At 73.7% G+C, this 20,839-nt stretch carries 19 protein-coding genes; 6 read left to right on the top strand and 13 right to left on the bottom strand.

Annotated features, from left to right (window positions below; genetic code table 11):
* Window positions 1-37: 37 nt before the first annotated feature.
* The 6 genes from pafA to AAEM63_RS06610 form a co-directional block, all read right to left on the bottom strand.
* Complete coding sequence (gene pafA, locus AAEM63_RS06635; RefSeq protein WP_341360825.1) at window positions 38-1,438, bottom strand: Pup--protein ligase; 1,401 nt, start codon at window positions 1,436-1,438, stop codon at window positions 38-40.
* Window positions 1,435-1,620 carry a ubiquitin-like protein Pup gene (locus tag AAEM63_RS06630; protein WP_123918166.1) on the bottom strand — a complete coding sequence of 62 codons (186 nt, stop codon included), beginning with the start codon at window positions 1,618-1,620 and terminating at the stop codon, window positions 1,435-1,437. Before AAEM63_RS06630 ends, pafA begins: the two co-directional genes overlap by 4 nt.
* A 30-nt stretch (window positions 1,621-1,650) precedes the next feature.
* Window positions 1,651-3,336 carry a depupylase/deamidase Dop gene (dop, locus tag AAEM63_RS06625; protein WP_341360824.1) on the bottom strand — a complete coding sequence of 562 codons (1,686 nt, stop codon included), beginning with the start codon at window positions 3,334-3,336 and terminating at the stop codon, window positions 1,651-1,653.
* 8 nt (window positions 3,337-3,344) lie between these two features.
* A complete protein-coding gene (arc, locus tag AAEM63_RS06620) occupies window positions 3,345-5,102 on the bottom strand; it encodes a proteasome ATPase (protein WP_341360823.1) in 1,758 nt (585 codons plus the stop codon).
* Between the two features lie 80 nt (window positions 5,103-5,182).
* A complete protein-coding gene (locus AAEM63_RS06615) occupies window positions 5,183-6,367 on the bottom strand; it encodes a tRNA (adenine-N1)-methyltransferase (RefSeq protein WP_341361326.1) in 1,185 nt (394 codons plus the stop codon).
* A 150-nt stretch (window positions 6,368-6,517) separates the two neighbouring features.
* Window positions 6,518-7,657: a site-2 protease family protein gene (locus AAEM63_RS06610; RefSeq protein WP_341360822.1), complete on the bottom strand. Its 1,140-nt coding sequence runs from the start codon at window positions 7,655-7,657 to the stop codon at window positions 6,518-6,520.
* A 107-nt stretch (window positions 7,658-7,764) separates the two neighbouring features.
* Here AAEM63_RS06610 and AAEM63_RS06605 point away from each other — a divergent pair, with 107 nt between their 5' ends.
* The gene (locus AAEM63_RS06605) at window positions 7,765-8,658 is read left to right on the top strand and encodes a PD-(D/E)XK nuclease family protein (RefSeq protein ID WP_341360821.1); all 894 of its coding nucleotides are present in this window, start codon (window positions 7,765-7,767) and stop codon (window positions 8,656-8,658) included.
* Here the strand turns inward: AAEM63_RS06605 and AAEM63_RS06600 are convergent.
* A complete protein-coding gene (locus tag AAEM63_RS06600; protein ID WP_341360820.1) occupies window positions 8,655-9,356 on the bottom strand; it encodes an HAD family phosphatase in 702 nt (233 codons plus the stop codon). The two genes, AAEM63_RS06605 and AAEM63_RS06600, sit on opposite strands and share 4 nt — an antisense overlap.
* Window positions 9,357-9,443: 87 nt before the next feature.
* Here AAEM63_RS06600 and AAEM63_RS06595 point away from each other — a divergent pair, with 87 nt between their 5' ends.
* From AAEM63_RS06595 to AAEM63_RS06585, 3 genes are all read left to right on the top strand, one after another.
* Window positions 9,444-10,352, top strand: a complete 909-nt coding sequence (locus tag AAEM63_RS06595) for a PAC2 family protein (RefSeq protein ID WP_123918156.1) — start codon at window positions 9,444-9,446, stop codon at window positions 10,350-10,352.
* 210 nt (window positions 10,353-10,562) lie between these two features.
* Complete coding sequence (locus AAEM63_RS06590) at window positions 10,563-11,621, top strand: YeeE/YedE family protein (RefSeq protein WP_341360819.1); 1,059 nt, start codon at window positions 10,563-10,565, stop codon at window positions 11,619-11,621.
* Between the two features lie 17 nt (window positions 11,622-11,638).
* The gene (locus AAEM63_RS06585; protein ID WP_341360818.1) at window positions 11,639-11,866 is read left to right on the top strand and encodes a sulfurtransferase TusA family protein; all 228 of its coding nucleotides are present in this window, start codon (window positions 11,639-11,641) and stop codon (window positions 11,864-11,866) included.
* A gap of 77 nt (window positions 11,867-11,943) precedes the next feature.
* Here AAEM63_RS06585 and mshC read toward each other — a convergent pair whose 3' ends face one another.
* Together mshC and AAEM63_RS06575 are read right to left on the bottom strand one after the other, a co-directional pair.
* Window positions 11,944-13,251 (bottom strand): cysteine--1-D-myo-inosityl 2-amino-2-deoxy-alpha-D-glucopyranoside ligase, encoded by a 1,308-nt coding sequence (gene mshC, locus AAEM63_RS06580; protein ID WP_341360817.1) that lies wholly within the window; start codon window positions 13,249-13,251, stop codon window positions 11,944-11,946.
* Between the two features lie 120 nt (window positions 13,252-13,371).
* Complete coding sequence (locus AAEM63_RS06575) at window positions 13,372-14,256, bottom strand: undecaprenyl-diphosphate phosphatase (RefSeq protein WP_341360816.1); 885 nt, start codon at window positions 14,254-14,256, stop codon at window positions 13,372-13,374.
* Window positions 14,257-14,407: 151 nt separating this feature from the next.
* Between AAEM63_RS06575 and AAEM63_RS06570 the strand changes: the two genes are divergently transcribed.
* Complete coding sequence (locus AAEM63_RS06570; protein ID WP_341360815.1) at window positions 14,408-15,385, top strand: aldo/keto reductase; 978 nt, start codon at window positions 14,408-14,410, stop codon at window positions 15,383-15,385.
* A gap of 2 nt (window positions 15,386-15,387) precedes the next feature.
* Here AAEM63_RS06570 and AAEM63_RS06565 read toward each other — a convergent pair whose 3' ends face one another.
* Entirely contained in the window at window positions 15,388-15,669 is a 282-nt protein-coding gene (locus tag AAEM63_RS06565; RefSeq protein ID WP_123918144.1) for a DNA primase, read from the bottom strand.
* Window positions 15,670-15,772: 103 nt separating this feature from the next.
* Between AAEM63_RS06565 and AAEM63_RS06560 the strand changes: the two genes are divergently transcribed.
* A complete protein-coding gene (locus tag AAEM63_RS06560) occupies window positions 15,773-16,012 on the top strand; it encodes a DUF5703 family protein (RefSeq protein ID WP_123918142.1) in 240 nt (79 codons plus the stop codon).
* 21 nt (window positions 16,013-16,033) lie between these two features.
* Here AAEM63_RS06560 and AAEM63_RS06555 read toward each other — a convergent pair whose 3' ends face one another.
* The 3 genes from AAEM63_RS06555 to AAEM63_RS06545 form a co-directional block, all read right to left on the bottom strand.
* Window positions 16,034-17,359 carry a M20/M25/M40 family metallo-hydrolase gene (locus AAEM63_RS06555; RefSeq protein ID WP_341360814.1) on the bottom strand — a complete coding sequence of 442 codons (1,326 nt, stop codon included), beginning with the start codon at window positions 17,357-17,359 and terminating at the stop codon, window positions 16,034-16,036.
* A 68-nt stretch (window positions 17,360-17,427) separates the two neighbouring features.
* Window positions 17,428-19,548 carry a M3 family metallopeptidase gene (locus AAEM63_RS06550; protein ID WP_341360813.1) on the bottom strand — a complete coding sequence of 707 codons (2,121 nt, stop codon included), beginning with the start codon at window positions 19,546-19,548 and terminating at the stop codon, window positions 17,428-17,430.
* Window positions 19,549-19,602: 54 nt separating this feature from the next.
* Window positions 19,603-20,685 carry a bifunctional GNAT family N-acetyltransferase/nucleoside triphosphate pyrophosphohydrolase family protein gene (locus AAEM63_RS06545; protein ID WP_341360812.1) on the bottom strand — a complete coding sequence of 361 codons (1,083 nt, stop codon included), beginning with the start codon at window positions 20,683-20,685 and terminating at the stop codon, window positions 19,603-19,605.
* Between the last annotated feature and the right edge of the window lie 154 nt (window positions 20,686-20,839).

The following is a 20,839-nucleotide window of genomic DNA, read 5'->3' as shown; positions in this document are numbered from 1 at the left end:
ACAGGCAAGCCTACGTCGCCGCCAGGACTGCCCCCGATCACGCCCGCAGCGCCGCCATGAGCGCGTCGACCCGGTCGTCGACGGGCGAGAACGGGTCCTTGAGGACGACCGTGCGCTGGGCGGCGTCGTTGATCTTCAGGTGCACCCAGTCCACGGTGATGTCCCGGCGCCGCTCCTGCGCCGCGGCGACGAAGTCCCCGCGCAGCTTGGCCCGGGTCGAGGTCGGCGGGTGGGTGACGGCGTCGGCGATCTCCTCGTCGGTGGTGATCCGGGCCATGAGGCCGCGGGCCACGAGGGAGGGGGCCAGGCCCCGCACGGCGGAGATGTCGTGGTAGGCCAGCGAGAGCCGCGCGACGCGCGGGTCGTCCAGGCCGAGGGTGTGCTTGGCGCGGTAGCGCTCGAGGAGCCGGCCCTTGATCGCCCAGTCGAGCTCGGTCTCCACCAGGGAGTGGTCCTGGGTGCGCAGCGCCCGCAGGCCCCGCTCCCACAGCTCCAGGACCTTCCGCTGGACGGCGGTGAGCTCGGCGGACCGGCCCTCGGCGTCGAGGTGGCCGCGCACGCGCGCGTAGAACTCCTCCTGGATGTCCAGCGCACTGAGCCGCCGCCCGGTGGCGAGCTCGACCGGGACGGTGGCGGTGGTGTCGTGGGAGATCTCGCGGATCGCCCGCATGGGCTCGGCCAGGACGAGGTCGCGGATCTTGACGCCGTCCTCGAGGACGGCGAGCAGCAGCTCGGTCATGCCGACCTTGAGCATCGTCGTGGTCTCGGCGACCGAGGAGTCACCGACGATGACGTGCATGCGCCGGTAGAGCTCGGCGTCGCCGTGCGGCTCGTCGCGGGTGTTGATGATGGGGCGCGACCGGGTGGTCGCCGAGCTCATGGCGTCCCACATCTGGTCGGCGCGCTGGGAGAAGGCGTAGCTGGCGCCGCCGCCGGCGCGGGGGCGGATGTGCCCGGCGCCGGTGAGGATCTGCCGGGTGATGAAGAACGGGACGAGGGCCTCGCCCATGGCCGGGAAGTCCCGGCGGCGGCGCACGAGGTAGTTCTCGTGGCAGCCGAAGGAGTTGCCGGCCGAGTCGACGTTGTTCTTGAACAGGTGGATCGTCCCGGCGATCCCCTCCTCGGCGAGGAGGCCGTTGGCCTCCTCGGTCATCTCGTCGAGGATGCGCTCCCCGGCCCGGTCGTTGACGACGAGCTGGTGGACGTCGTCGCACTCGGCGGAGGCGTACTCCGGGTGCGAGCCCACGTCGAGGTAGAGCCGGGCCCCGTTGCGCAGGAAGACGTTGGAGGAGCGGCCGAGGGCGACGACGCGGCGGAAGAGGTAGCGCGCGGCGTCGTCGGCGGTGATGACCTGCTGCTCGTGCCCCGGCGCGGCCGGGGGCTGGGCGCAGGTGATGCCGTACTCCGTCTCGACGCCGAAGATGCGCCTGGCGGTCACTGGCCGCCCTTCTGCACGAAACCTTGCACGAAGGTCTCGGCGTTGGCCTCCAGGACGGAGTCGATCTCGTCGAGGAGGCTGTCGACCTCCTGGACCCGGGTCTGCGCCGCGGCCGCGACAGGCGGGTCGACGGGGTCCGGCTCGTCCCGCCGGGTGGTGCGGCGCTGCTCCTGCTGTGCCATGTCTTCCTCCTGCTGTTGCGTCGTTCCAGGTTACGGCGTGGCGCCGCGCCCGGCGGCTGGGCGCGCGCCCGTGAGAGCCTCGAGCAGCTCCGCGGCGGTCTCCGCGCCCTCGAGGAGGGCGCCGACGTGGGCGCGGGTGCCGCGCAGCGGGTCGGTCATGGGCACGCGCACGAGGTGCTCGGCGCCGGGGACGTCCAGGACGACCGACTCCCAGCTCGCCCCGGCGACCTGGCCGGGGTAGCGCTCGACGACCTGCCCGCGGAACCAGGCACGGGTGTCGGTCGGCGGGGTGCGCTCGGCGGCGAGGACCTCGGCGTCGCTGACCAGCCGCTCGACGCGCCCGGCGGCCGCCAACCGGGCGACGATGGAGCGCTCGGGCCGCAGGTCCGACCACTGCAGGTCCAGCGCCTGGATCTTGGGGTGGTCCCACGGGAGGTTCTCCCGCTCGCGCATGCGCTCGAGGAGCTGGAGCTTGCCCACCCACTCCACCTCCGCGGCGGCCGTGGCGGGGTCGGTCGCCAGACGGTCCAGCACACCGGCCCACCGCTCGAGCACGTCGGCGGTGGCGGCGTCGACCCCGGCGGGCGGCGCGGCCCGGCGCACGGCGTCGGCGACGACGTCGAGGTAGACGCGCTGGATCTCCAGCGCGGTCATCTCGCTGCCGTCGCTCATGGTCAGCCGGTGGGTCAGGGACGTGTCGTGGCTGACCGCCCACGTCTCCCCCACCGGGTTGGCGATCATGAGGGCGTCGAGCTGCAGCGGGACGGCGTCGTTCTCCAGCAGCCACAGCAGCAGGGCGGTGGTGCCGACCTTGAGGTAGGTGGAGACGTCGAAGAGGTTGGCGTCGCCGCCGATGACGTGCAGGCGCCGGTAGCGCTCGGCGTCGGCGTGGGGCTCGTCGCGGGTGTTGATGATCGGGCGGTTGAACGTCGTCTCCAGGCCCACGTCGTTCTCGACGTAGTCGGCGCGCTGGGAGATCTGGAAGCCGGGCCGCTCGCTGCGCTGGCCCAGGCCGACCCGGCCCGCCCCGCAGAAGATCGGCCGGGTGACGAAGAACGGGGTGAGGTAGCGGATGATGTCGCCGAAGTTCACCGACCGCTCGACGAGGTAGTTCTCGTGGGTGCCGTACGCGGCGCCCTTGCCGTCGACGTTGTTCTTGTACAGGACGACGTCCGGGGCGAGCGCCGTGGCGTGGAGGGCGTCCATCGCCCCGCGCATGACGAGCTCGCCGGCGCGGTCCCAGCGCACGGCGTCGAGGGGGTTGGTCACCTCGGGGCTGGAGTACTCGGGGTGGGCGTGGTCGACGTAGAGCCGGGCCCCGTTGGTGAGCACGGCGTTGTTGGCCGTGGGCAGGGCGAGCTCGGCCGCGCTCGGACGGCGCAGGCGGGTGGTGCGCACGGCGCCGTCGCCCTCGCGGGCGCCCTCGCCACCGACCTGGCGGGCGTCCTCGCCGTCGCCGTCCTCCGCCGGTGCCGGCGCGTCCGGGTCGTCGGTGAGCTGGGAGGGCCGGGCGCTGGCCCGGTCCAGGCGGAACCCGCGCGCGTCGGCGAGCGGGTCCTCCCCGGCGTAGTCCCAGCGGACGGTGCGCCCGCGCAGCGCGGACCCCGCGTAAGCCGCCACGACGTGGGCGGACAGCACCATGGGGTTGGCGCCGGGGTTGCCGTGCTCGAGGAGCCCGTACTCGGTCTCGATGCCCATGGGGCGGTGCACGCTCATCGGTCCCCCTACAGGTAGCCGCCGGTGGGCGTGATGGTGTCGACGTCGCGGGCACCGAGGTGGTCCGCGGCCGGGCCGTGGACGTCGCCCACGGTGGTGCCGGACCCACCGTGGTGGACCGGGAGGTCGTGGACGCCCCTCCCCTCGTCCGGCGCGGGCAGGGACCGCCCGGCGCCGAGGGTGCGGATGAACGTGATCCGCTCGCCCTTCTTGCCGCTGACCCGCGCCCACTCGTCGGGGTTGGTGGTGTTGGGCAGGTCCTCGTTCTCGCGCATCTCGGCCGACAGCGCGCCGAGGAGGTGCTCGGTGCGCAGGCCGCGCTCGCCGGTGGCGAGGAGGTCCTTGATGGCCCGCTTCTTGGCGCGGTCGACGATGTTGGCGATCATCGCGCCCGAGGCGAAGTCCTTGAAGTGCAGGACCTCCTTCTCGCCGCTGGCGTAGGTGACCTCGAGGAACTCGTTCTCCGGCCCGGTGCCGAAGAGGGCGGTCACGGCGGCGTCGATCATCGCGGCGACGGCGGCGGCCGCGTCGCCGTCGTGACGGTCGAGCTCGGCGGGGTGCAGGGGCAGGTCGGTGGTGAGGTACTTGGCGAAGATCTCCGTCGCGCCGTCGGCGTCGGGGCGCTCGATCTTGATCTTCACGTCCAGGCGGCCCGGCCGCAGGATGGCCGGGTCGATCATGTCCTCGCGGTTGGAGGCACCGATGACGATGACGTTCTCGAGCTTCTCGACGCCGTCGATCTCGCTGAGCAGCTGGGGCACGATCGTCGTCTCGACGTCGGATGAGACGCCGGTCCCGCGGGTGCGGAACAGGGACTCCATCTCGTCGAAGAAGATGACGACGGGGATGCCCTGGACGGCCTTCTCCCGGGCGCGGGCGAAGATGACCCGGATCTGCCGCTCGGTCTCGCCGACGTACTTGTTGAGGAGCTCAGGCCCCTTGATGTTGAGGAAGTAGCTGCGGGCCGCGCCGCCCCGCTCCTCGCCGCGCTCCTCCCGCCGCCGGTCGGCGGTGCCGGCGAGCGAGGTCGCCACCGCCTTGGCGATGAGGGTCTTGCCGCACCCGGGCGGGCCGTAGAGCAGGACGCCCTTGGGCGGCTTGAGGCCGTGCTCGCGGTAGAGCTCGGGGTGGAGGAAGGGCAGCTCGACGGTGTCGCGGATCTGCTCGATCTGCGGGCCGAGGCCGCCGATGTCGGAGTACTGGGTGTCGGGGGTCTCCTCGAGGAGGAGCTCCTCGACCTCGGAGCGCACGACCCGCTCGGTGACGAAGTTCGTGCGCATGTCGGCGGTGAGGGCGTCCCCGACGCGCAGGTGCACCCCGAGGAGCGGGCCGGCCAGGCGCATGACGCGCTCGTCGTCGCTGCGGGCGAGGACCAGGACGCGGTCGCCGTCGAGGACCTCCTTGACCGTGACGAGCTCGCCGGTGGTCTCGTACGGCCCGGCGGCGATGAGGAGGAGCTGCTCGTTGAGGCGGACCTCCTGCCCCGGGTGCAGGGCGCCGAGGGGGACCGCGGCGGAGACGGCGACGCGCATCTTGCGGCCGCCGACGAAGACGTCGGCCTCGCGCTCCTCGAGGTGCCCGGCGAGGAACGTGCCGTACGAGCCGGGCGGCTTCGAGACGTTGTCGAGCTGGTCCTGGAGCTGGACGAGCCGCTGGCGGGCGGCGTCGAGAGCCTCGGCGAGCCGCTCGTTCTTCGACGCCAGCGAGATCGCCTGCTGCTCGAGCTCCCGGGCCCGGGCCTCCCCGAACCGGTCCGCCTGTGCCATGTCCGTCCCTTCGTCGGCCGACCCGACCACCCTATGCCCGGGTCCGGACACGCCGCCGCCGCGGGGGTGTGGCGGCCGTCTCAGGCGCGGTCCTCGGGCTCCTCGGGGGTGGCCGGGGTGGCGGCGCTCCGGACGGGCCCGACCGGTGCGGCGGTCCCGCCGGGGCCTACCTGCTCGGTGGTGGTGACCGGACCCGCCGGCTCGGTGGTGGTGACCGGACCCGCCGACTCGGTGGTCGTGACCGGACCTGCCGGCTCGGTGGTCGTGGCCGGACCGGGCTGGGAGGCCATGCCGGTCTCCTCCATGACGCTGCGACGGTGGATGTCGCGGCGGACCCGGCGGACCTTCTTGTCCGAGATCGACCGCTCGCCGACGTCCTCGGGCGCCCACTCGCCGTCGGGGGCGTAGGCGCCCTTGGCGGGCCGGCGGGTGCGCTGGGGCGGGGTGGTGCCCGGGGCCAGGCGCCGGGTGGTGACGAGGAAGCCGGTGTGCCCGATCATCCGGTGGTCCGGCCGTACGGACAGGCCCTCGAGGTGCCAGGTCCGCACCATCGACTCCCACGCGCGCGGCTCGGTGAACTGCTCGCTCGTCCGGGCGTCCTCGACGAAGCGGCTCAGCTGGGTGGTGGTGGCGACGTAGGCGATGAGCACCCCGCCCGGCGCCAGGGCATCCGCGGCGACGGCGAGGTTGTCCCACGGGGCGAGCATGTCCAGGACGATCCGGTCCACCGAGCCGGGCTCGACGGCGTCGGGCAGGACGTCGGCGAGGTCGCCGACGCGGACCTCCCACGCCGGGTGCGGCCCGCCGAACCAGGACTCGACGTTGCCGACGGCGATGTCGGCGAAGTCCTCGCGCCGCTCGACCGAGAGGAGGTGGCCGCGCTCCCCCACCGCCGAGAGCAGGCTCATGCTCAGCCCGCCGGAGCCGACGCCGGCCTCGACCACGCGGGCGCCGGGGAAGATGTCGCCCATCTGGACGATCTGGCCGGCATCCTTGGGGTAGACGACGGCCGCGCCGCGGGGCATGGACAGGACGTAGTCGCTGAGCAGCGGGCGCAGCGCGAGGACCTGGTGACCGGTGGCGGTGGTGACGACCGAGCCGTCCGGGCGGCCGATGAGCTCGCTGTGCCGGAAGGAGCCGCGCTGGCTCTGGAAGAAGCCGTCGTGGGTGAGGACGACCGTGTACAGCCGACCCTTGGTGTCGGTGATCTGGACCCGCTCGCCGGCCCGGAGCGGGCCCCGGCGCCGGGCGGGACCGCCCGGCAGGTCGGCGTCGTCCCGCGGGTCCGCGACGCCCGTGGCGTCGTCGAGGGCGGAGGGCGTGGGGGGCTCATCGGTCACGACGGGCGAGTCTACGCAGCCGCGCGGCACGGGCCAGGCCGGCCGGCGGGACTCAGGTGGGCCGGCCGGCGGGGCTCAGGCGGGCCGGCCGAGCGCGCGCGCGACGTCGGCGACCCGCACCATGCCGAGGACCTGACGGTCCTGGGTGAGGAGAACCTCGCTGGTGTGCCGCTGGGCGCGCGCGACCGCGGCGACCGCCTCCGGCCCGGTGACGTGGCCGACCACCATCTCGCGGTAGAGCGTCCGGGCGACGGCGTCGAGCGGCGTCGAGGCCCGGTGCTGCGGGGGGATCGCCGCGAGGGCCTCGACGTCGACGACGGCGACCGGCACCTCCCCGCGCATGAGCACCACGGTCGGTCCGCCGGCCTCGCGCGTCTCGGGGGCGCGCACGTCGAGCTCGGCGACGGCGGTGCCGGCCGGGACGAGGAGGACGGGCCGGGCGAGGGGGCGAAGGTCGAGCCCCTCGGCCGCCCGGTGCACCTTGGCCGACGCCAGGGCCTGGGTGGCGCCGCTCCACAGGACCGAGGCGAGCAGCGCCACCCAGATGATGGTGGTGAGGTCGGGGCTGCGACCCTGGAGAAGCGGGACGCCCAGCGCCCACACCGCCAGCCCGCCGGCGACGACGCGCCCGCCCCACGCCGCGGCGACCGTGCCGGGGTAGCGGCGCCCCGTGACCTTCCACACCAGCGCCTCGAGGACACGGCCGCCGTCGAGGGGCAGCCCCGGCAGCAGGTTGAACCCGGCGACGAGGGCGTTGGTGATCGTCGCGCCCCACAGGACGATCCACAGCGGCGTCGGCAGGTCCGCCCGGGTCGCGGCCCAGGCGGCCGCGGCGAGGACGAGGTTCGCCGCCGGGCCCGCGGCGGAGACCACCGCCGAGGCGCCGGGCGAGGAGAGGTCGCGGTCGAACGCGGTGTGCCCGCCCCAGAAGGTGACCACGTACTCCCGGGCCGGGGAGCCGTACCGCGCGGCCGTCATCCCGTGGGCGAGCTCGTGGAGGAGGACCGAGACGAACAGCACGACGACGAAGCCCAGGGTGGTCAGCGCGATCGTCACGGCGTCCGCGCCGCCGAGGACCCGCTGCACGAAGGGGAAGTAGATGAGGAGGATGAGGCCGGCGACGAGCAGCCAGGACGGGGACAGGACCACGGGCACGCCGGCGACCCGGCCGATGACCCACCCCGAGGTGCGGCGGGCGCCGCGCTGTTGACTCACCCGCCCCAGGGTAGGCGAGTCCTCCCCCGCCGCCCGGGGTGCCGGGCCGTCCCCACGCCGGACGGGGGTGCACGGCGATGTCGGCGGGCGCGGTTACGGTGGCCGCCATGACGATCGAGACCGCGACCGCGCCGCTCACGGCGGCCGACCCGCTGCCGCCCGGGGCGGGCGGGGAGGGCCGCCGCCGCGCGGCCCTGTCGCCCTCCCGGGCCAAGGACTTCAACCAGTGCCCGCTCCTCTTCCGCTTCCGCACGGTGGACCGGCTCCCGGAGCCGCCCAGCCCGGCGGCCGTCAAGGGCTCCCTCGTCCACGCGGTTCTCGAGCACCTCTTCGACCTGCCCGCGGCCGGGCGCACCGAGGCCGCAGCCCAGGAGCTGCTCGACCCGCAGTGGACGGCGCTGCGCGCCGGCCGGCCCGAGGTCACCGAGATGTTCACCGGGCCGGAGGACCTCGCGGCGTGGCTGGCCCAGGCCCGCAGCCTCCTCACGCAGTACTTCCGGATGGAGAACCCGCGGCGGCTCGAGCCCGCGGAGCGGGAGCTGCTCGTCGAGACCGAGCTCGCCTCCGGGGTGCTGCTGCGTGGGTACGTCGACCGCCTCGACGTGGCCCCCGACGGCGCGGTGCGGGTGGTCGACTACAAGACCGGCCGCTCGCCGAACCCCCGCTTCGTCGAGGAGGCGCTGTTCCAGATGCGGTTCTACGGCCTCATGCTGTGGCGCCTCAACGGGACGGTCCCCGCCCGGCTCCAGCTCGTCTACCTCGGGGACGGCCGCACGCTCACCCACGACCCGCACGAGGCCGAGCTGCTCGCCGTCGAGCGGATGCTCGACGAGCTGTGGTCGACGATCGCGGCGGCCGCCCGCTCCGGCGACTTCCAGCCGCGGCGCTCACGCCTGTGCGACTGGTGCAGCCACCAGGCCCGCTGCCCGCTCTTCGGCGGCGAGCAGCCCCCGCTGCCCGAGGAGGGGCTCGCGCACCTGCTCACCGTCCAGGCCGGCTAGGCCCGGGTGGCGACCACCTCGTCGACGTCCTCGCCGTCGAGGATCCGCCCGAGCAGGTCCAGGTCGAGGTGCTCCAGGGAGCGCAGCCGGCTCAGGCCCGGCCGGGCGGCGACGTCGACCATGAGCGGCACGGCGATCGTCCGCGCACCGGCGGCCAGGGCAGAGCTCGCCCCCACCGGGGAGTCCTCGATCGCGACGCACCGGCGCACGTCCACCCCGAGGCGGCTCGCGGCCGTGAGGTAGGGCTCGGGGTGCGGCTTGCCGTGGGTGACCTGGTCGCCGGAGACGACGGTGGCGAACGTCCCCGCGGGCGAGCCCTCGACGACGGCGGTCGTGACCTCCGCGTAGGACATCGTCACCAGCGCGCAGGGGACGCCGGCCTCGGCCAGGCGCGCCAGGAGCGCCTGGGCCCCGGGCCGCCAGGGCGTGCCCTCGCGCCGCATGCGCTCGACCACGCCGGCGACCAGCTCGGCCACCAGGTCGTCGGGCTCCCCGGCGAGCCCGGTCTCGTCGAGGATGATCCTGGCGGCCGTGCGCAGGTCCTGCCCGACGAGCTTGAGGCCCTGCTCGTGCGACCAGGTGGAGCCGTGCCGCTCGACCACCTCGTGCTCGGTGGCGAGCCAGTACGGCTCGGTGTCGACGAGGGTGCCGTCCATGTCGAGCAGGACGGCGGCGGGCAGGGAGGGGCTGGAGGTCATGGACCGACGATAGGACGCCGGCGACGCGCGGACCGCACCGGTCCACCGCGTACGGCCCGGGGCCCGTGCGGTGTCTAGGGTGTTCCCATGACCAGCAGCCATGACGCGGAGCGGGACGACGCCGCCGGCGGGCACGACCTGCCCCCCGCCATCCTCCTGGCCGCGTTCGAGGGCTGGAACGACGCCGGCGGCGCCGCCACCCAGGCGCTGGAGGTCATCGCCGAGGCGTGGGACGCCGAGGTCGTCCACGAGCTCGACCCGCAGGACTTCCACGACTTCCAGGTCAACCGGCCCCAGGTGAGCACCGACGAGGAGGGCAACCGCCTCCTCACCTGGCCCGAGACGACGATCTCGGTCGTCACGACCCCGCTGGCGGGTCGCAAGGTCGTCCTCGTCCAGGGCGTCGAGCCGTCCTTCCACTGGCGCGACTACTGCGACGAGATCCTCGACGTCGCCACCGAGCTCGAGGTCGGCACCGTCGTCGGGGTCGGTGCGCTGCTCGCCGACGTCCCCCACTCGCGGCCCATCCCGGTCCAGACCTCCTCCAACGACCCCCAGGTCCAGGCCCTCCTCGGGGTGGAGGGCTCGGACTACGAGGGCCCCTCGGGCATCGTCGGCGTGCTCGGGCACTACGCCACCGAGCGGGACCTGCACACCCTCAGCGTGTGGGCGGCGGTGCCGCACTACGTCGCGCAGCCGCCCTCGCCGAAGGCGACCCTGGCGATCCTCGTCAAGCTCGAGGAGCTCGTCGGCGAGCCGCTGCCGGTGGGCGAGCTGGCCGAGGACGCCCGCGCGTGGCAGGCGGGGGTGGACGAGCTGGCGGGTCAGGACCCCGACGTCGCGGAGTACATCCAGCAGCTCGAGCAGGTCAAGGACACCGCCGAGCTGCCCGAGGCCAGCGGTGAGGCCATCGCCCGGGAGTTCGAGCGGTACCTGCGCCGCCGCGACACGGGCAAGGGCGACAAGGGCGGGCCGCCCGCACCGGGCGGGCGCTGAGCCCTCGGATACACACGCCCTAGCAGGCCCCACACCTGGGGGCGCAAGGAGTGCGGGCTCGGTCCCACGCACCGAGACGACGGTGACCGGCCGACCCGGGGAGTGAGACGTGCCCCGAGTGCGCCCTGACACCGGCGGGCGCAGCCCTACGTTCTCCGACGTCCGGACCGCCGCGCGTCCGGCCCCTGCCTCCCGCACAAAAGGATCACCATGCTCCTCACCGGCCTCGTCCTGGGCGCCGCGCTCGGATTCGTCCTCCAGCGCGGGCGCTTCTGCGTCACCGGCGCGTTCCGCGACGTCTTCGTCGCCCGCAAGACCACCTGGCTCACCGCCTTCGTCCTCGTCATCGCCGTCCAGGCGGTCGGGGTGGCGGCGCTCGAGGGCCTCGGGGTCATCAGCCCCGCCTCCGACCCCCTCCCGCTGGGCGCGGTCGTCGTGGGCTCGCTCATCTTCGGCTACTCCATCGTCCTGGCCGCCGGCTGCGCCACCGGCACCGTCTACCGCTCCGGCGAGGGCCTGGTCGGGTCCTGGATCGCCCTGATCTTCTACGGCGCCTCCGCCGGCGCCATGAAGTACGGCGTCTTCGCCGACCTCACCACCTGGGCGCGGTCCCAGACCGTGGGCCTCACCACCATCCACGAGACGCTCGGGATCTCCTCGTGGTTCCTCGTGGCCGGGCTGCTCGCCGCGACCCTCTACGCCGTCCACCGGCACCTGTCCGTGCCGCGCCGGCCGGTCGCCACCCTCCCGCCGCGCCGCACCGGGGTCGCGCACGTGCTCCTGGAGAAGCGCTGGCACCCGTTCGCCACCGCCCTGGTCATCAGCGTCATCGCGATCGCCGCCTGGCCGCTGTCCACCGCCACGGGGCGCGAGGCCGGCCTGGGCATCACCACGCCCGCCGCGGACATCGCCACCTACGTCGTCACGGCCGACACCGAGCTCATCGACTGGGCGGTCTTCCTCCTCGTCGGGATCGTCCTCGGCTCCTTCATCGCCGCGAAGGCCTCCGGGGAGTTCCGGATCCGGGTTCCCGACGCCACCACCGTGCTGCGCTCGATCGCCGGCGGCATCGGGATGGGCGTCGGCGCCGCCCTGGCCGGCGGCTGCACCATCGGTGCCGCCATGGTCGCCACCGCCCAGTTCTCCTGGGAGGGGTGGCTGGCCTTCGGATTCATGCTGCTGGGCACCGGCCTCGCCGCGAAGGTCTACATCATCAACCCCTCCCGCGCCGCCGCCGGCGACCGGGCCCCGGCCCTCACCAACGCCTGACCGAGAGAGAGACCACCATGAGCACCCACGTCCTGAAGACCGACGGCCAGGTCTGCCCGTTCCCCCTCGTCGAGGCCAAGGCCGCCATCGCCGCCATCCCGATCGGCGACGAGCTGGTCATCGACTTCGACTGCACGCAGGCCACCGAGGCCATCCCGCAGTGGGCCGCGGACAACGGCTACCCGGTGACGAACTTCGACCGCCGGGGCGACGCGAGCTGGACCATCACCGTTCAGAAGGCCTAGACCGACGACGACGTCGCGAAGACCACGACGACGGCGCCCGGTCCACCCCTCGGGGTGGGCCGGGCGTCGTCGTGACGTCAGACGGCGACGCCGAGCAGGGCGTCGACAGCGCGGCGCGCAAGGTCCGGGCCATCGGCACCGGCCGGGGCGGACGCGTCGCCGTCAGAGGCCGCGTCGCCGTCACCGTCGCCGTCGAGCGCGCGGTCGACCCACGCGTCGACCGCCGCCAGCGCGGCCGGGGCGTCGAGATCGGCCGCGAGGGCCCGCCGGACGGCGTCGAGCAGCTCCTCGGCGGACGGTCCCGAGCCGTGCATCGCCTCGCGCCAGCGGCCCAGCCGGGCGGTGGCCACGGCGAGGTCGTCGTCGGTGTACTCCCAGTCGGCTCGGTAGTGGTGGGCGAGGAGGACGAGCCGCACGGCCATGGGGTCCGCTCCGTCGGCAAGGAGCCGGGAGACGAGGACGAGGTTGCCGCGAGACTTGCTCATCTTCTCGCCGTGGTAGCCCACCATCCCGGCGTGGACGTGCAGCAGCACGGGCGCGGGCTCCCCGGTGAGCGAGCGCAGGTGCGACTCGCTCATCTCGTGGTGCGGGAAGACGAGGTCGCGGCCGCCGCCCTGGACCTCGACCACCGGACCGAGGTGGCACCGGGCGATGCAGGCGCACTCGATGTGCCACCCGGGCCGGCCACGACCGAGCGTGCCGCCGTCCCAGTCGGGCTCGCCCGCGCGGGTGCGGCGCCACAGGAGCGGGTCGAGGGCCTGGCGCTTGCCCGGCCGGCCCGGGTCGCCGCCGTTCTCCCCGAAGACGTCGACCATCTCGGCGTGGTCCAGGTGGGCGCCGACGCCGAAGAAGGCGTCCACCGAGGTGTCGGCGTAGACGTCGCCGAGGTCGTCGCCGGCGACGGCGGCCTCCTCGGGCGTGAGCGGGACCCGGTAGGCGCTGCCCGCGGCGAGCATGCCCTCGACCGCACCGACGACCGTCTCCATCGACTCCACGGCGCCGATGTAGTGCTCGGGCGGGACGACGCGCAGGGCGGTCATGTCCCCGCGGAAGAGCTCGATCTGGCTCGCTGCGAGCTCGCGCCAGTCCACGCCGGTCGCCGTCGCCCGCTCGAGCAGCGGGTCGTCGACGTCGGTGACGTTCTGGACGTAGCGGACGTCCCTGCCGGCGTCGCGCCAGGCCCGCACGAGCAGGTCGAAGGCGGTGTAGGTGTTCGCGTGACCGAGGTGCGTGGCGTCGTAGGGCGTGATGCCGCAGACGTACAGCGTGGCCGGCTCCTCCGTGCCGCGGGTGGGCACCAGCGCGCGGGCGGTGGAGTCGAAGAGGTGCACCCGTGCACCGTGCCCGGGTAGGGCGGGGACGTCGGGGGCGGACCAGCTGTGCACCGGTGAACCTTACCGTCCGGTCCCGTCCGGTCGCCCGGCGGGTCCAGCTCGCGGATCAGCCGGGCGGCGCCGGCCCGAGGATGCGCCGGTCGCCGGCGCCGGTGCGTCGGGCGACCGGCGTCAGCCGGCGGCGGAGGCGCCGCCCGGGACGGCGTCGATGACCCCGGCCACGATGAGGATGACGACCGCGGCGGCCAGCATGAGCCGGTAGAGGACGAACGGCTTGTAGCTGTTGTGGGAGACGAAGGCGAGGAACCACACGATGACGGCGTAGCCGACGACGAACGCGACGGCCGTGGCCAGCGCGATGAGGGCGCCCGGCACGTCGGCCGCGCCGGGCGTCGGCTCCCCGACGAGGACGTCGGAGAAGAGCTTGTAGAAGCCCGACGCCATGACCGCGGGGATGGCGAGGAGGAAGGCGTACCGGGCGGCGGCCTCGCGGGTGTACCCCAGGAGCAGGCCGGCGGTGATGGTGCCGCCCGAGCGGGAGACGCCCGGGATGAGGGCGAGCGCCTGAGCGAGGCCGTAGAGGACCGCGTCGCGCCACGTCATCTGGTCCAGGGTGCGGGTCCGCCGGGAGGTCGCGTCCGCCCAGCCGAGCAGGAGGGCGAAGATCGCCAGCATGGCGGCGGTGATGTAGAGGTTGCGCAGGGTCTCGTCGATCGCGGACTCGAAGAGCAGGCCGAGGACGGCGATGGGGATCGAACCGGCGATGACGAACCAGCCCAGGCGGGCGTCGGGGTCGGTGCGCGGGACCGTGTTCTTCCACGGACCCACCGGCAGCGCACCGAACCAGGCCCGCATGATCCGCCAGATGTCCTTGCGGAAGTAGATGACCACCGCGGTCTCGGTGCCGATCTGAGTCACCGCGGTGAACGCGGCGCCGGGGTCGGCACCGGAGGGCAGGAGCTCCCCCACGATCCTCAGGTGCGCGCTCGAGGAGATCGGGAGGAACTCGGTGAGGCCCTGAACGAGCCCGAGGACGATCGCTTCCCACCATGTCACGGGGGGTCACCCTACTTCGCGGTCGTGACGAGGAGGTGACGGCCCGGGCGTGTTCCGCGCCACGCGGGCTTCTGGCGCCACCTGTGCGGCGCGTGCGCCGAGGGGTGGCGGCAGCGGGGCGGACGGCCGTCGGCCACTACGGTGGTACCCCATGAAGCAGCGCAGGGTCGGGGCCACCGGTCTGATGGTCTCCGACATCGGGCTGGGCACGATGACCTGGGGCCGGGACACCGACGAGCACGACGCGGGCGAGCAGCTCGAGGTCTTCCTCGACGCCGGCGGGACCCTCGTGGACACGGCCGCCTCCTACGGCGACGGCGCCGCCGAGTCGGTCATCGGCGCCCTGCTGGCGGGCGAGGTCGACCGCGAGGACCTCGTGCTCGTGACCAAGGCCGGTGTGCGGACCCGGCGCACACCAGATGGCGGAGGCGTCGTCGACGCCTCGCGCGGCTCGCTCCTGGACACCCTCGACGCCTCGCTCGAGCGGCTGGGCACCGACCACGTCGACCTCTGGCTCGTCCAGTCCCCCGACGCCGCCACCCCGCTCACCGAGACCCTCTCGGCCCTGGATCAGGCGGTGCGCAGTGGCCGCACCCGCTACGTGGGGCTGTCGAACTACCCGGCGTGGACGACCGCCCGCGCCGCGACCCTGCTAGCCGCGCCTGCCGGTCCGGGACTGGCGGCGGTGGAGGTGGAGTACTCCCTCCTCCAGCGCGGGATCGAGCGCGAGCTGCTCCCGGCCGCCGAGGCGCTCGGTGCCGGGGTGCTGGCGTGGTCGCCGCTCGGTCGCGGGGTGCTCACCGGCAAGTACCGCGCCACGGTGCCGGCGAGCTCACGGGCGGCGTCGCCGCACCTGCGCGGGTTCGTCGACCCCTACCTCAACGAGCGGGCCGGCGGGGTCGTCGAGGCCGTCGCGACGGCGGCGAGCGGGCTGGGCCGGACGGCTCTCGAGGTGGCCCTGGCCTGGGTCCGGGACGCCCCCGGCATCAGCTCGGCCATTACGGGCGCGCGGACGGCGGGTCAGCTGCGCGGGGTGCTCGCGGCGTCGGACCTCACGCTGCCCGCGCCCATCCGGGCCGTGCTGGACGAGGTCACCGCCCCCGGGCTGGGCTACCCCGAGCGCTTCTGAGCTCAGGACTCGTCGTCCTCGTCGCCGTCCTCGTCGTCGTCTTCATCCTCGTCGTCGTCGAAGTCGTCCTCGTCGTCGTCCTCTTCGGTGTAGATGTCGAAGGGCGTGTCCACCCCGAAGCCGGTGAAGAGCGCGTCGTCGTAGGTGTCGAAGGCGTCCATGAGGGTGTTCGCTGCGGCGACCACGGCCGGGGCGTCACCGTCCTGCGACGCCGCGACGGCGTCGTAGTGCGCCTCGAACGCGGCGATGAGTCGGTCGAGCGCAGCCCGGGGGTCGTTTGCCATGGCCTGAGCGTAGCGTCCCCGGCGAGGCGATTCACCCGTTGCCAAAGCACCGTGGATACGCTGTGATTTCCGGATCCAGCGGACCGCGGGAGAGCATGTGGACATGCCGACGGAGAAGAACCGGACCGCCGCCGCCCGCCGGCGTGCGGCCACCCCGGGCACCTACTACGAGTACCGGACGCTGAGCCTGCCCGGGTCCGTGAGCAACGGTGACGTGCGCCGTCTGCTCACCGACGAGGCCGAGTACGGCCGTTGGGAGCTGGCCCGGACGCGGCTGTACCTGGGTGGGTCGCGACGCGTGTGGCTGCGCCGCAAGGCCATGCGGGTGCCGAGCACACTCTGAGCCGAGGCGTCTGCCGCTCGCTCAGCAGGTCCGCAGCATCCGCTCGAGCACCCGGCAGCCGAACTTCAGCGCGTCGACCGGCACGCGCTCGTCGACGCCGTGGAACATGCCGGGGAAGTCCAGGTCCGGCGGGAGCTGCAGCGGCGCGAAGCCGTACCCGGTGATGCCCAGGCGGGACAGGGACTTGTTGTCCGTGCCGCCGGAGAGCATGTAGGGCAGGACGACGGCGCCGGGGTCCTCGGCGTCGATGGCCGCGACCATGGCGTCCACCAGGTTCCCGGAGAAGGGCACCTCGAGCCCGACGTCCTGGTGGACCGGCTCGATCTCGATGCCGGGGCCGGCGAGGCGCTTGATGGTCGCGAAGACCTCCTCCTCGTCGCCCGGGATGGACCGGACGTCGACGACGCCGCTCGCCTGGCCGGGGATGACGTTGGCCTTGTAGCCGGCGTCGAGCTGGGAGGGGTTGGAGCCGGTGCGCAGCGTGGCGGCGACGAACTTCCTCGCCGGGCCGAGGGCGTCGACGAGGCGGTCGATGCCCTCAGGGTCCTCCGGGTCGAACGTGGTGCCGGTGAGGTCCGCGACACCGGTGAGGAGCTCACGGACGGTGCCGGTGAGGTGGATCGGCCAGGAGTGCTCGCCGATGCGGTGGATGGCGCCGGCGAGGCGGGTGACGGCGTTGTCGGTGTTGACCTGGGAGCCGTGCCCGGCGGTGCCGCCCGCCACGAGCCGGAGCCAGGCCAGGCCCTTCTCCGCCGTCTGGAGGAGGTAGACGCGCCGGCCGTCGACCTCGGTGGAGTACCCGCCCACCTCGCTCACGGCCTCGTCGGCGCCCTCGAAGAGGTCGGGCCGGTGGCGCACGAGCCACTGCGCGCCCATCTTCCCGCCGGCCTCCTCGTCGGCGAACATCGCCACGATGAGGTCGCGCGGGGGGCGCCAGCCCGTGCGGCCCATGTCACGCACGACCGCCAGGATCATGGCGTCCATGTCCTTCATGTCGACGGCGCCGCGGCCCCAGACGAGGCCGTCGCGGATCTCGGCGGCGAAGGGGTCGACCGACCAGTCGGCGGCCTCGGCCGGCACGACGTCGGTGTGCCCGTGCAGGACCAGCGCGGGGCGCGTGGGGTCGGTGCCGGGGATGCGCAGGACCACGCTCGACCGGCCGGGCACGGACTCGATGAGCTCGGGGGCGAAGCCGACCTCGGTGAGCAGCGCCATGACGAGCTCGGCCGCGACCCGCTCCCCCGGCCCGGAGCCGTCCCCGTAGTTGGAGGTGTCGATGCGGATGAGGTCGCGGCAGATCTGGACGACCTCGTCCTCCGGACGGATCGGGGTGTCGGCGTGGGTCACCTCGGCAGGCTATCTGCCATGACCGTGGAGGCCGCCACCGGAGGAGCTGACCGACCCGGCAAGCCTTATCACTCCACGAGCCCGCGCCGCGCCAGCAGCGGGGCGATGCCGGCGTCGCGCCCGCGCAGCGCCCGGAACGAGGCGAGCGGGTCGCGGGAGAACCCCCGCGAGAGCAGCTCCTCCCGGAAGCGCTGACCGGCGGCCCGGTTGAGTCCGCCGTCGTCGCCCTGTGCCGCCTCGTGGTGGAACCACTCCACGGTCTCGGCGTCCAGCACCTCGGACCAGATGTAGGAGTAGTACGCGGCGTCGTAGCCGCCGCCGAAGGAGTGGTTGAAGTAGGTGGAGCGGTACCGAGGCGGGACGAGGTCGAGACCCACGCCGGCGGCGTCGAGCGCGGCGTGCTCGAAGTCCTCGACGTCCTCCGGGGCGGTGGGCACCTCGTCCGGGGTGAGCCGGTGCCAGGCCTGGTCGAGCAGGGCGGCGCCGAGGTACTCGGTGGTGGCGAAGCCCTCGCCGTAGGCGCCGAGGGCGAGGAGCTTGTCGAGGAGGTGCTCCGGGAGCGGCTCCCCGGTGCGGTGGTGGCGGGCGAACCGGCCGACGACGGCGGCGTCGGTCATCCACATCTCGTTGACCTGCGAGGGGTACTCGACGAAGTCACGCGGCACCGAGGTCCCGGACAGGGTCGGGTAGTGCACGTTCGAGAACAGCCCGTGGAGGGCGTGGCCGAACTCGTGGAAGCAGGTGCGCACCTCGTCCCAGGTGAGCAGGGTCGGTTCCCCCGGCGGCGGGGCGGTGATGTTGAGGTTGTTGACGACGACCGGCTTGCGGCCGAGGAGGTGGGACTGCCGGACGAAGGAGTGCATCCAGGCGCCGCCGCGCTTACCGGCGCGGGCGTAGAAGTCGCCCACGAAGAGGCCCAGGCCGCTGCCGTCCTCCTCCTTGACCTCCCAGACCCGGACCCCGTCGGTGTAGCCGACGAGGTCGGGCCGCTCGTGGAAGGTGATGCCGAACAGGGCGGTCGCGGCGTGGAAGACGCCGTCGGTGAGGACGCGGTCGAGCTCGAGGTAGGGGCGCAGGACGTCGTCGTCGAGGTCGAAGCGCTCCTTGCGGAGCCGCTCGGAGTAGTAGCCCCAGTCGGCGGCGGTGAGGGTCTCGCCGGCGTGGTCGACGTCCAGCATGGCCTGGAGCTCGGCCGCCTCGAGGCGGGCGTTGCGGGCCGCCGGGGCGGCGAGCCGCTCGAGCATGGCGCGGACCGCCTCGGCTGTCAGGGCCGTGCCGTCCTCCGCGATGTAGGCGGCGTGGTGCTCGTAGCCGAGCAGCCGGGCACGTTCAGCCCGCAGCCTGGCGAGCTCGAGGAGGACGACGCGGGTGTCCGAGTCGGCGCCGACCCCGCTCCCGCGGGTGCGGGACGCCTCGAGGAGAGCGGTGCGGAGCTCGCGGTCGGTCAGGCGCGCGAGGAGGGGCTGCTGGGTGGGCAGCTGGAGGGTGATGAGGTGGCCCGCACAGGCGGCGTCGTCAGGTCGGTCGGCGGCGTTGCGGGCGAGGGCCGCGACTGTGCCCTCGTCGAGCCCGGCGAGGCGGGCGGGGTCGTGCACCGGGAGGGCCCCGGCCTCGAGGCTACGGACGGCGCGCTGTGAGAACTCCGTCTCGAGGCTGACGATGCGTGCGTTGAGCGCCCGGAGCTGCTCCTGCTCCGGGTCGGTGAGGCGGATGCCGGCACGGACGAAGGTCTTGCGGTACTGCTCGAGGAGCCAGGCGGTCTCGTCGTCGAGGTCGAGCAGCGGGGCCGCGTTGGCGACGGACTCGAGCCGGTTGTAGATCCGCCGGTCGAGGTAGAGCGCGTCGCCGTGCGCCGCGAGCAGCGGGGCGATCTCGGACTCGAGGGCGTGGAGGTCGTCACCGCCGACGGAGCCGGCGAGGGTGTGCAGGACGACCATGGTCCGGCGCAGGATCTCGCCCGAGCGCTCGAGCGCCTCGAGGGTGTTGGCGACGTCGGGCAGGTCCTGGTCGGTGGCGATCGCCTCCCACTCGGCCCGCTGGGCGGCCATGCCGGCCAGCACTGCCGGGCGGAAGTGCTCCAGACGGACCGCGGCGAAGTCGGGCAAGCCGTAGGGCAGCGTGGAGGGTGCGGCGAAGGGGTTGTCGGCGGGTAGCGCCGTGACCTCCGGTGCGGTGGCGAGATCGGGCATCGGGCTATTGTGCCGTGCGTCACCGGCAATGCGGACCAGATGCACAGCCGCGCGTCACATTTTCGGACGGAAACCGTGGCGCGCGAGGACGCCGGCGATGTCCGGCGCGAAGAACCCGGGCCCCTTGAGCACCTTCCCGTCCTCACGGTAGATGGGCCTGCCGTCCTCGCCGAGCTTGGAGAGGTTGGAGGCCTGGATCTCAGCGAGGACCTCGTCCAGCGGGATCCCGCACTCGAGCGCCATCCCGTAGATGACGTAGATGAGGTCACCGAGGGCGTCGGCGGCCTCGACGGTGTCCCGGGTGCCGTCGTCGGCCGCGACGGCACGGGTGAAGGCTGCGGAGACCTCTGCCCCGGCGGACTCGCCGTAGACGGCCTCGACGAGCTCGGCCAGCTCCTCGGCGACGAGCGCCATGCGCATGTGGACCCGGTCGCGGTCGACGCTGGGGGCATCGGCGACGACGGGCAGGTGGTAGGTCTCGTGGAACTGCCGGACGAGGGCGTCGGGGTCGCGGGGCGACGGCGCGGCGGCCTGGGCTACCGCGGCGGTGTCGCTCGGGCTCGTGGCTAGGTCGGGTCCGTCCCACGGTGTGGCGGGGGTGCGCGGGTCGTCCCTGAGCAGGGTGCCGATCCAGCCGTCCTTCCACTCCCCGCGGGAGTGGTTGAGGGCACGCACCGTTCCTTCCTTGCGGAAGCCGTGGCGCCAGACCGCTCGCCAGGAGGCCCAGTTGCCGGCGTCGGCGCGCCAGGCGATCGTGTGCAGGCCCAGCCGGTCGAAGCCGGCGTCGAGGACGAGCCCGACGGCGGTGGACATGACGCCGCGGCCGCGCGCCTCGGCGGCGAGCCAGTAGCCGATCTCGGCCTTGCCGTCCTGGGCGCCGTGGAGGCCGATCATGCCGACGAGCCGCGCACCGCCGTCGTCGCGGATCGCCCAGACCGGCGAGCCGTCCGTCCAGCTCGCGGGGACGACGCCGGTGACGAAGTTCTCGGCGTCGCTGCGCCGGTACGGGCTCGGCATGGTGGTCCAGAACTGGATGTCCGGTTCCTGGCAGACGTCGCTGATGCGATCGACGTCGTCGGCGGTGGGGGTGCTGAGCACCACGGCGCCGTCGGGCGAGCGCAACTCGAAGGTCTCCATGGCGCAGGACGCTACCGGGTGGCGCGGGTCGTGCGACGGCGACAACCGGGCTCTCGCTCCGCCGCTCACGAGACGAAGCAGCTGGAGGTGTGGCGTCCGTCACGACTGCCTGTCGTGGGCGCCTCGCGGTTCGGAGGTGCCCCTGGCCGCGTGC

This window comes from Georgenia sp. M64 (assembly GCF_038049925.1).
GTDB lineage: Bacteria > Actinomycetota > Actinomycetes > Actinomycetales > Actinomycetaceae > Georgenia.
This window is presented reverse-complemented; position numbering and strand designations above follow the sequence as displayed.

Bases quoted from the DNA above. Each gene is read 5' to 3' on its own strand.
- AAEM63_RS06565 (WP_123918144.1), bottom strand. From the start codon at position 15,669: ATGGCAAACGACCCCCGGGCTGCGCTCGACCGACTCATCGCCGCGTTC.
- AAEM63_RS06545 (WP_341360812.1), bottom strand. From the start codon at position 20,685: ATGGAGACCTTCGAGTTGCGCTCGCCCGACGGCGCCGTGGTGCTCAGC.
- AAEM63_RS06590 (WP_341360819.1), top strand. From the start codon at position 10,563: ATGCTCCTCACCGGCCTCGTCCTGGGCGCCGCGCTCGGATTCGTCCTC.
- AAEM63_RS06605 (WP_341360821.1), top strand. From the start codon at position 7,765: ATGACGATCGAGACCGCGACCGCGCCGCTCACGGCGGCCGACCCGCTG.
- arc (WP_341360823.1), bottom strand. From the start codon at position 5,102: ATGGCACAGGCGGACCGGTTCGGGGAGGCCCGGGCCCGGGAGCTCGAG.
- AAEM63_RS06570 (WP_341360815.1), top strand. From the start codon at position 14,408: ATGAAGCAGCGCAGGGTCGGGGCCACCGGTCTGATGGTCTCCGACATC.
- AAEM63_RS06585 (WP_341360818.1), top strand. From the start codon at position 11,639: ATGAGCACCCACGTCCTGAAGACCGACGGCCAGGTCTGCCCGTTCCCC.
- AAEM63_RS06560 (WP_123918142.1), top strand. From the start codon at position 15,773: ATGCCGACGGAGAAGAACCGGACCGCCGCCGCCCGCCGGCGTGCGGCC.
- AAEM63_RS06600 (WP_341360820.1), bottom strand. From the start codon at position 9,356: ATGACCTCCAGCCCCTCCCTGCCCGCCGCCGTCCTGCTCGACATGGAC.
- AAEM63_RS06630 (WP_123918166.1), bottom strand. From the start codon at position 1,620: ATGGCACAGCAGGAGCAGCGCCGCACCACCCGGCGGGACGAGCCGGAC.
- AAEM63_RS06550 (WP_341360813.1), bottom strand. From the start codon at position 19,548: ATGCCCGATCTCGCCACCGCACCGGAGGTCACGGCGCTACCCGCCGAC.
- dop (WP_341360824.1), bottom strand. From the start codon at position 3,336: ATGAGCGTGCACCGCCCCATGGGCATCGAGACCGAGTACGGGCTCCTC.
- AAEM63_RS06595 (WP_123918156.1), top strand. From the start codon at position 9,444: ATGACCAGCAGCCATGACGCGGAGCGGGACGACGCCGCCGGCGGGCAC.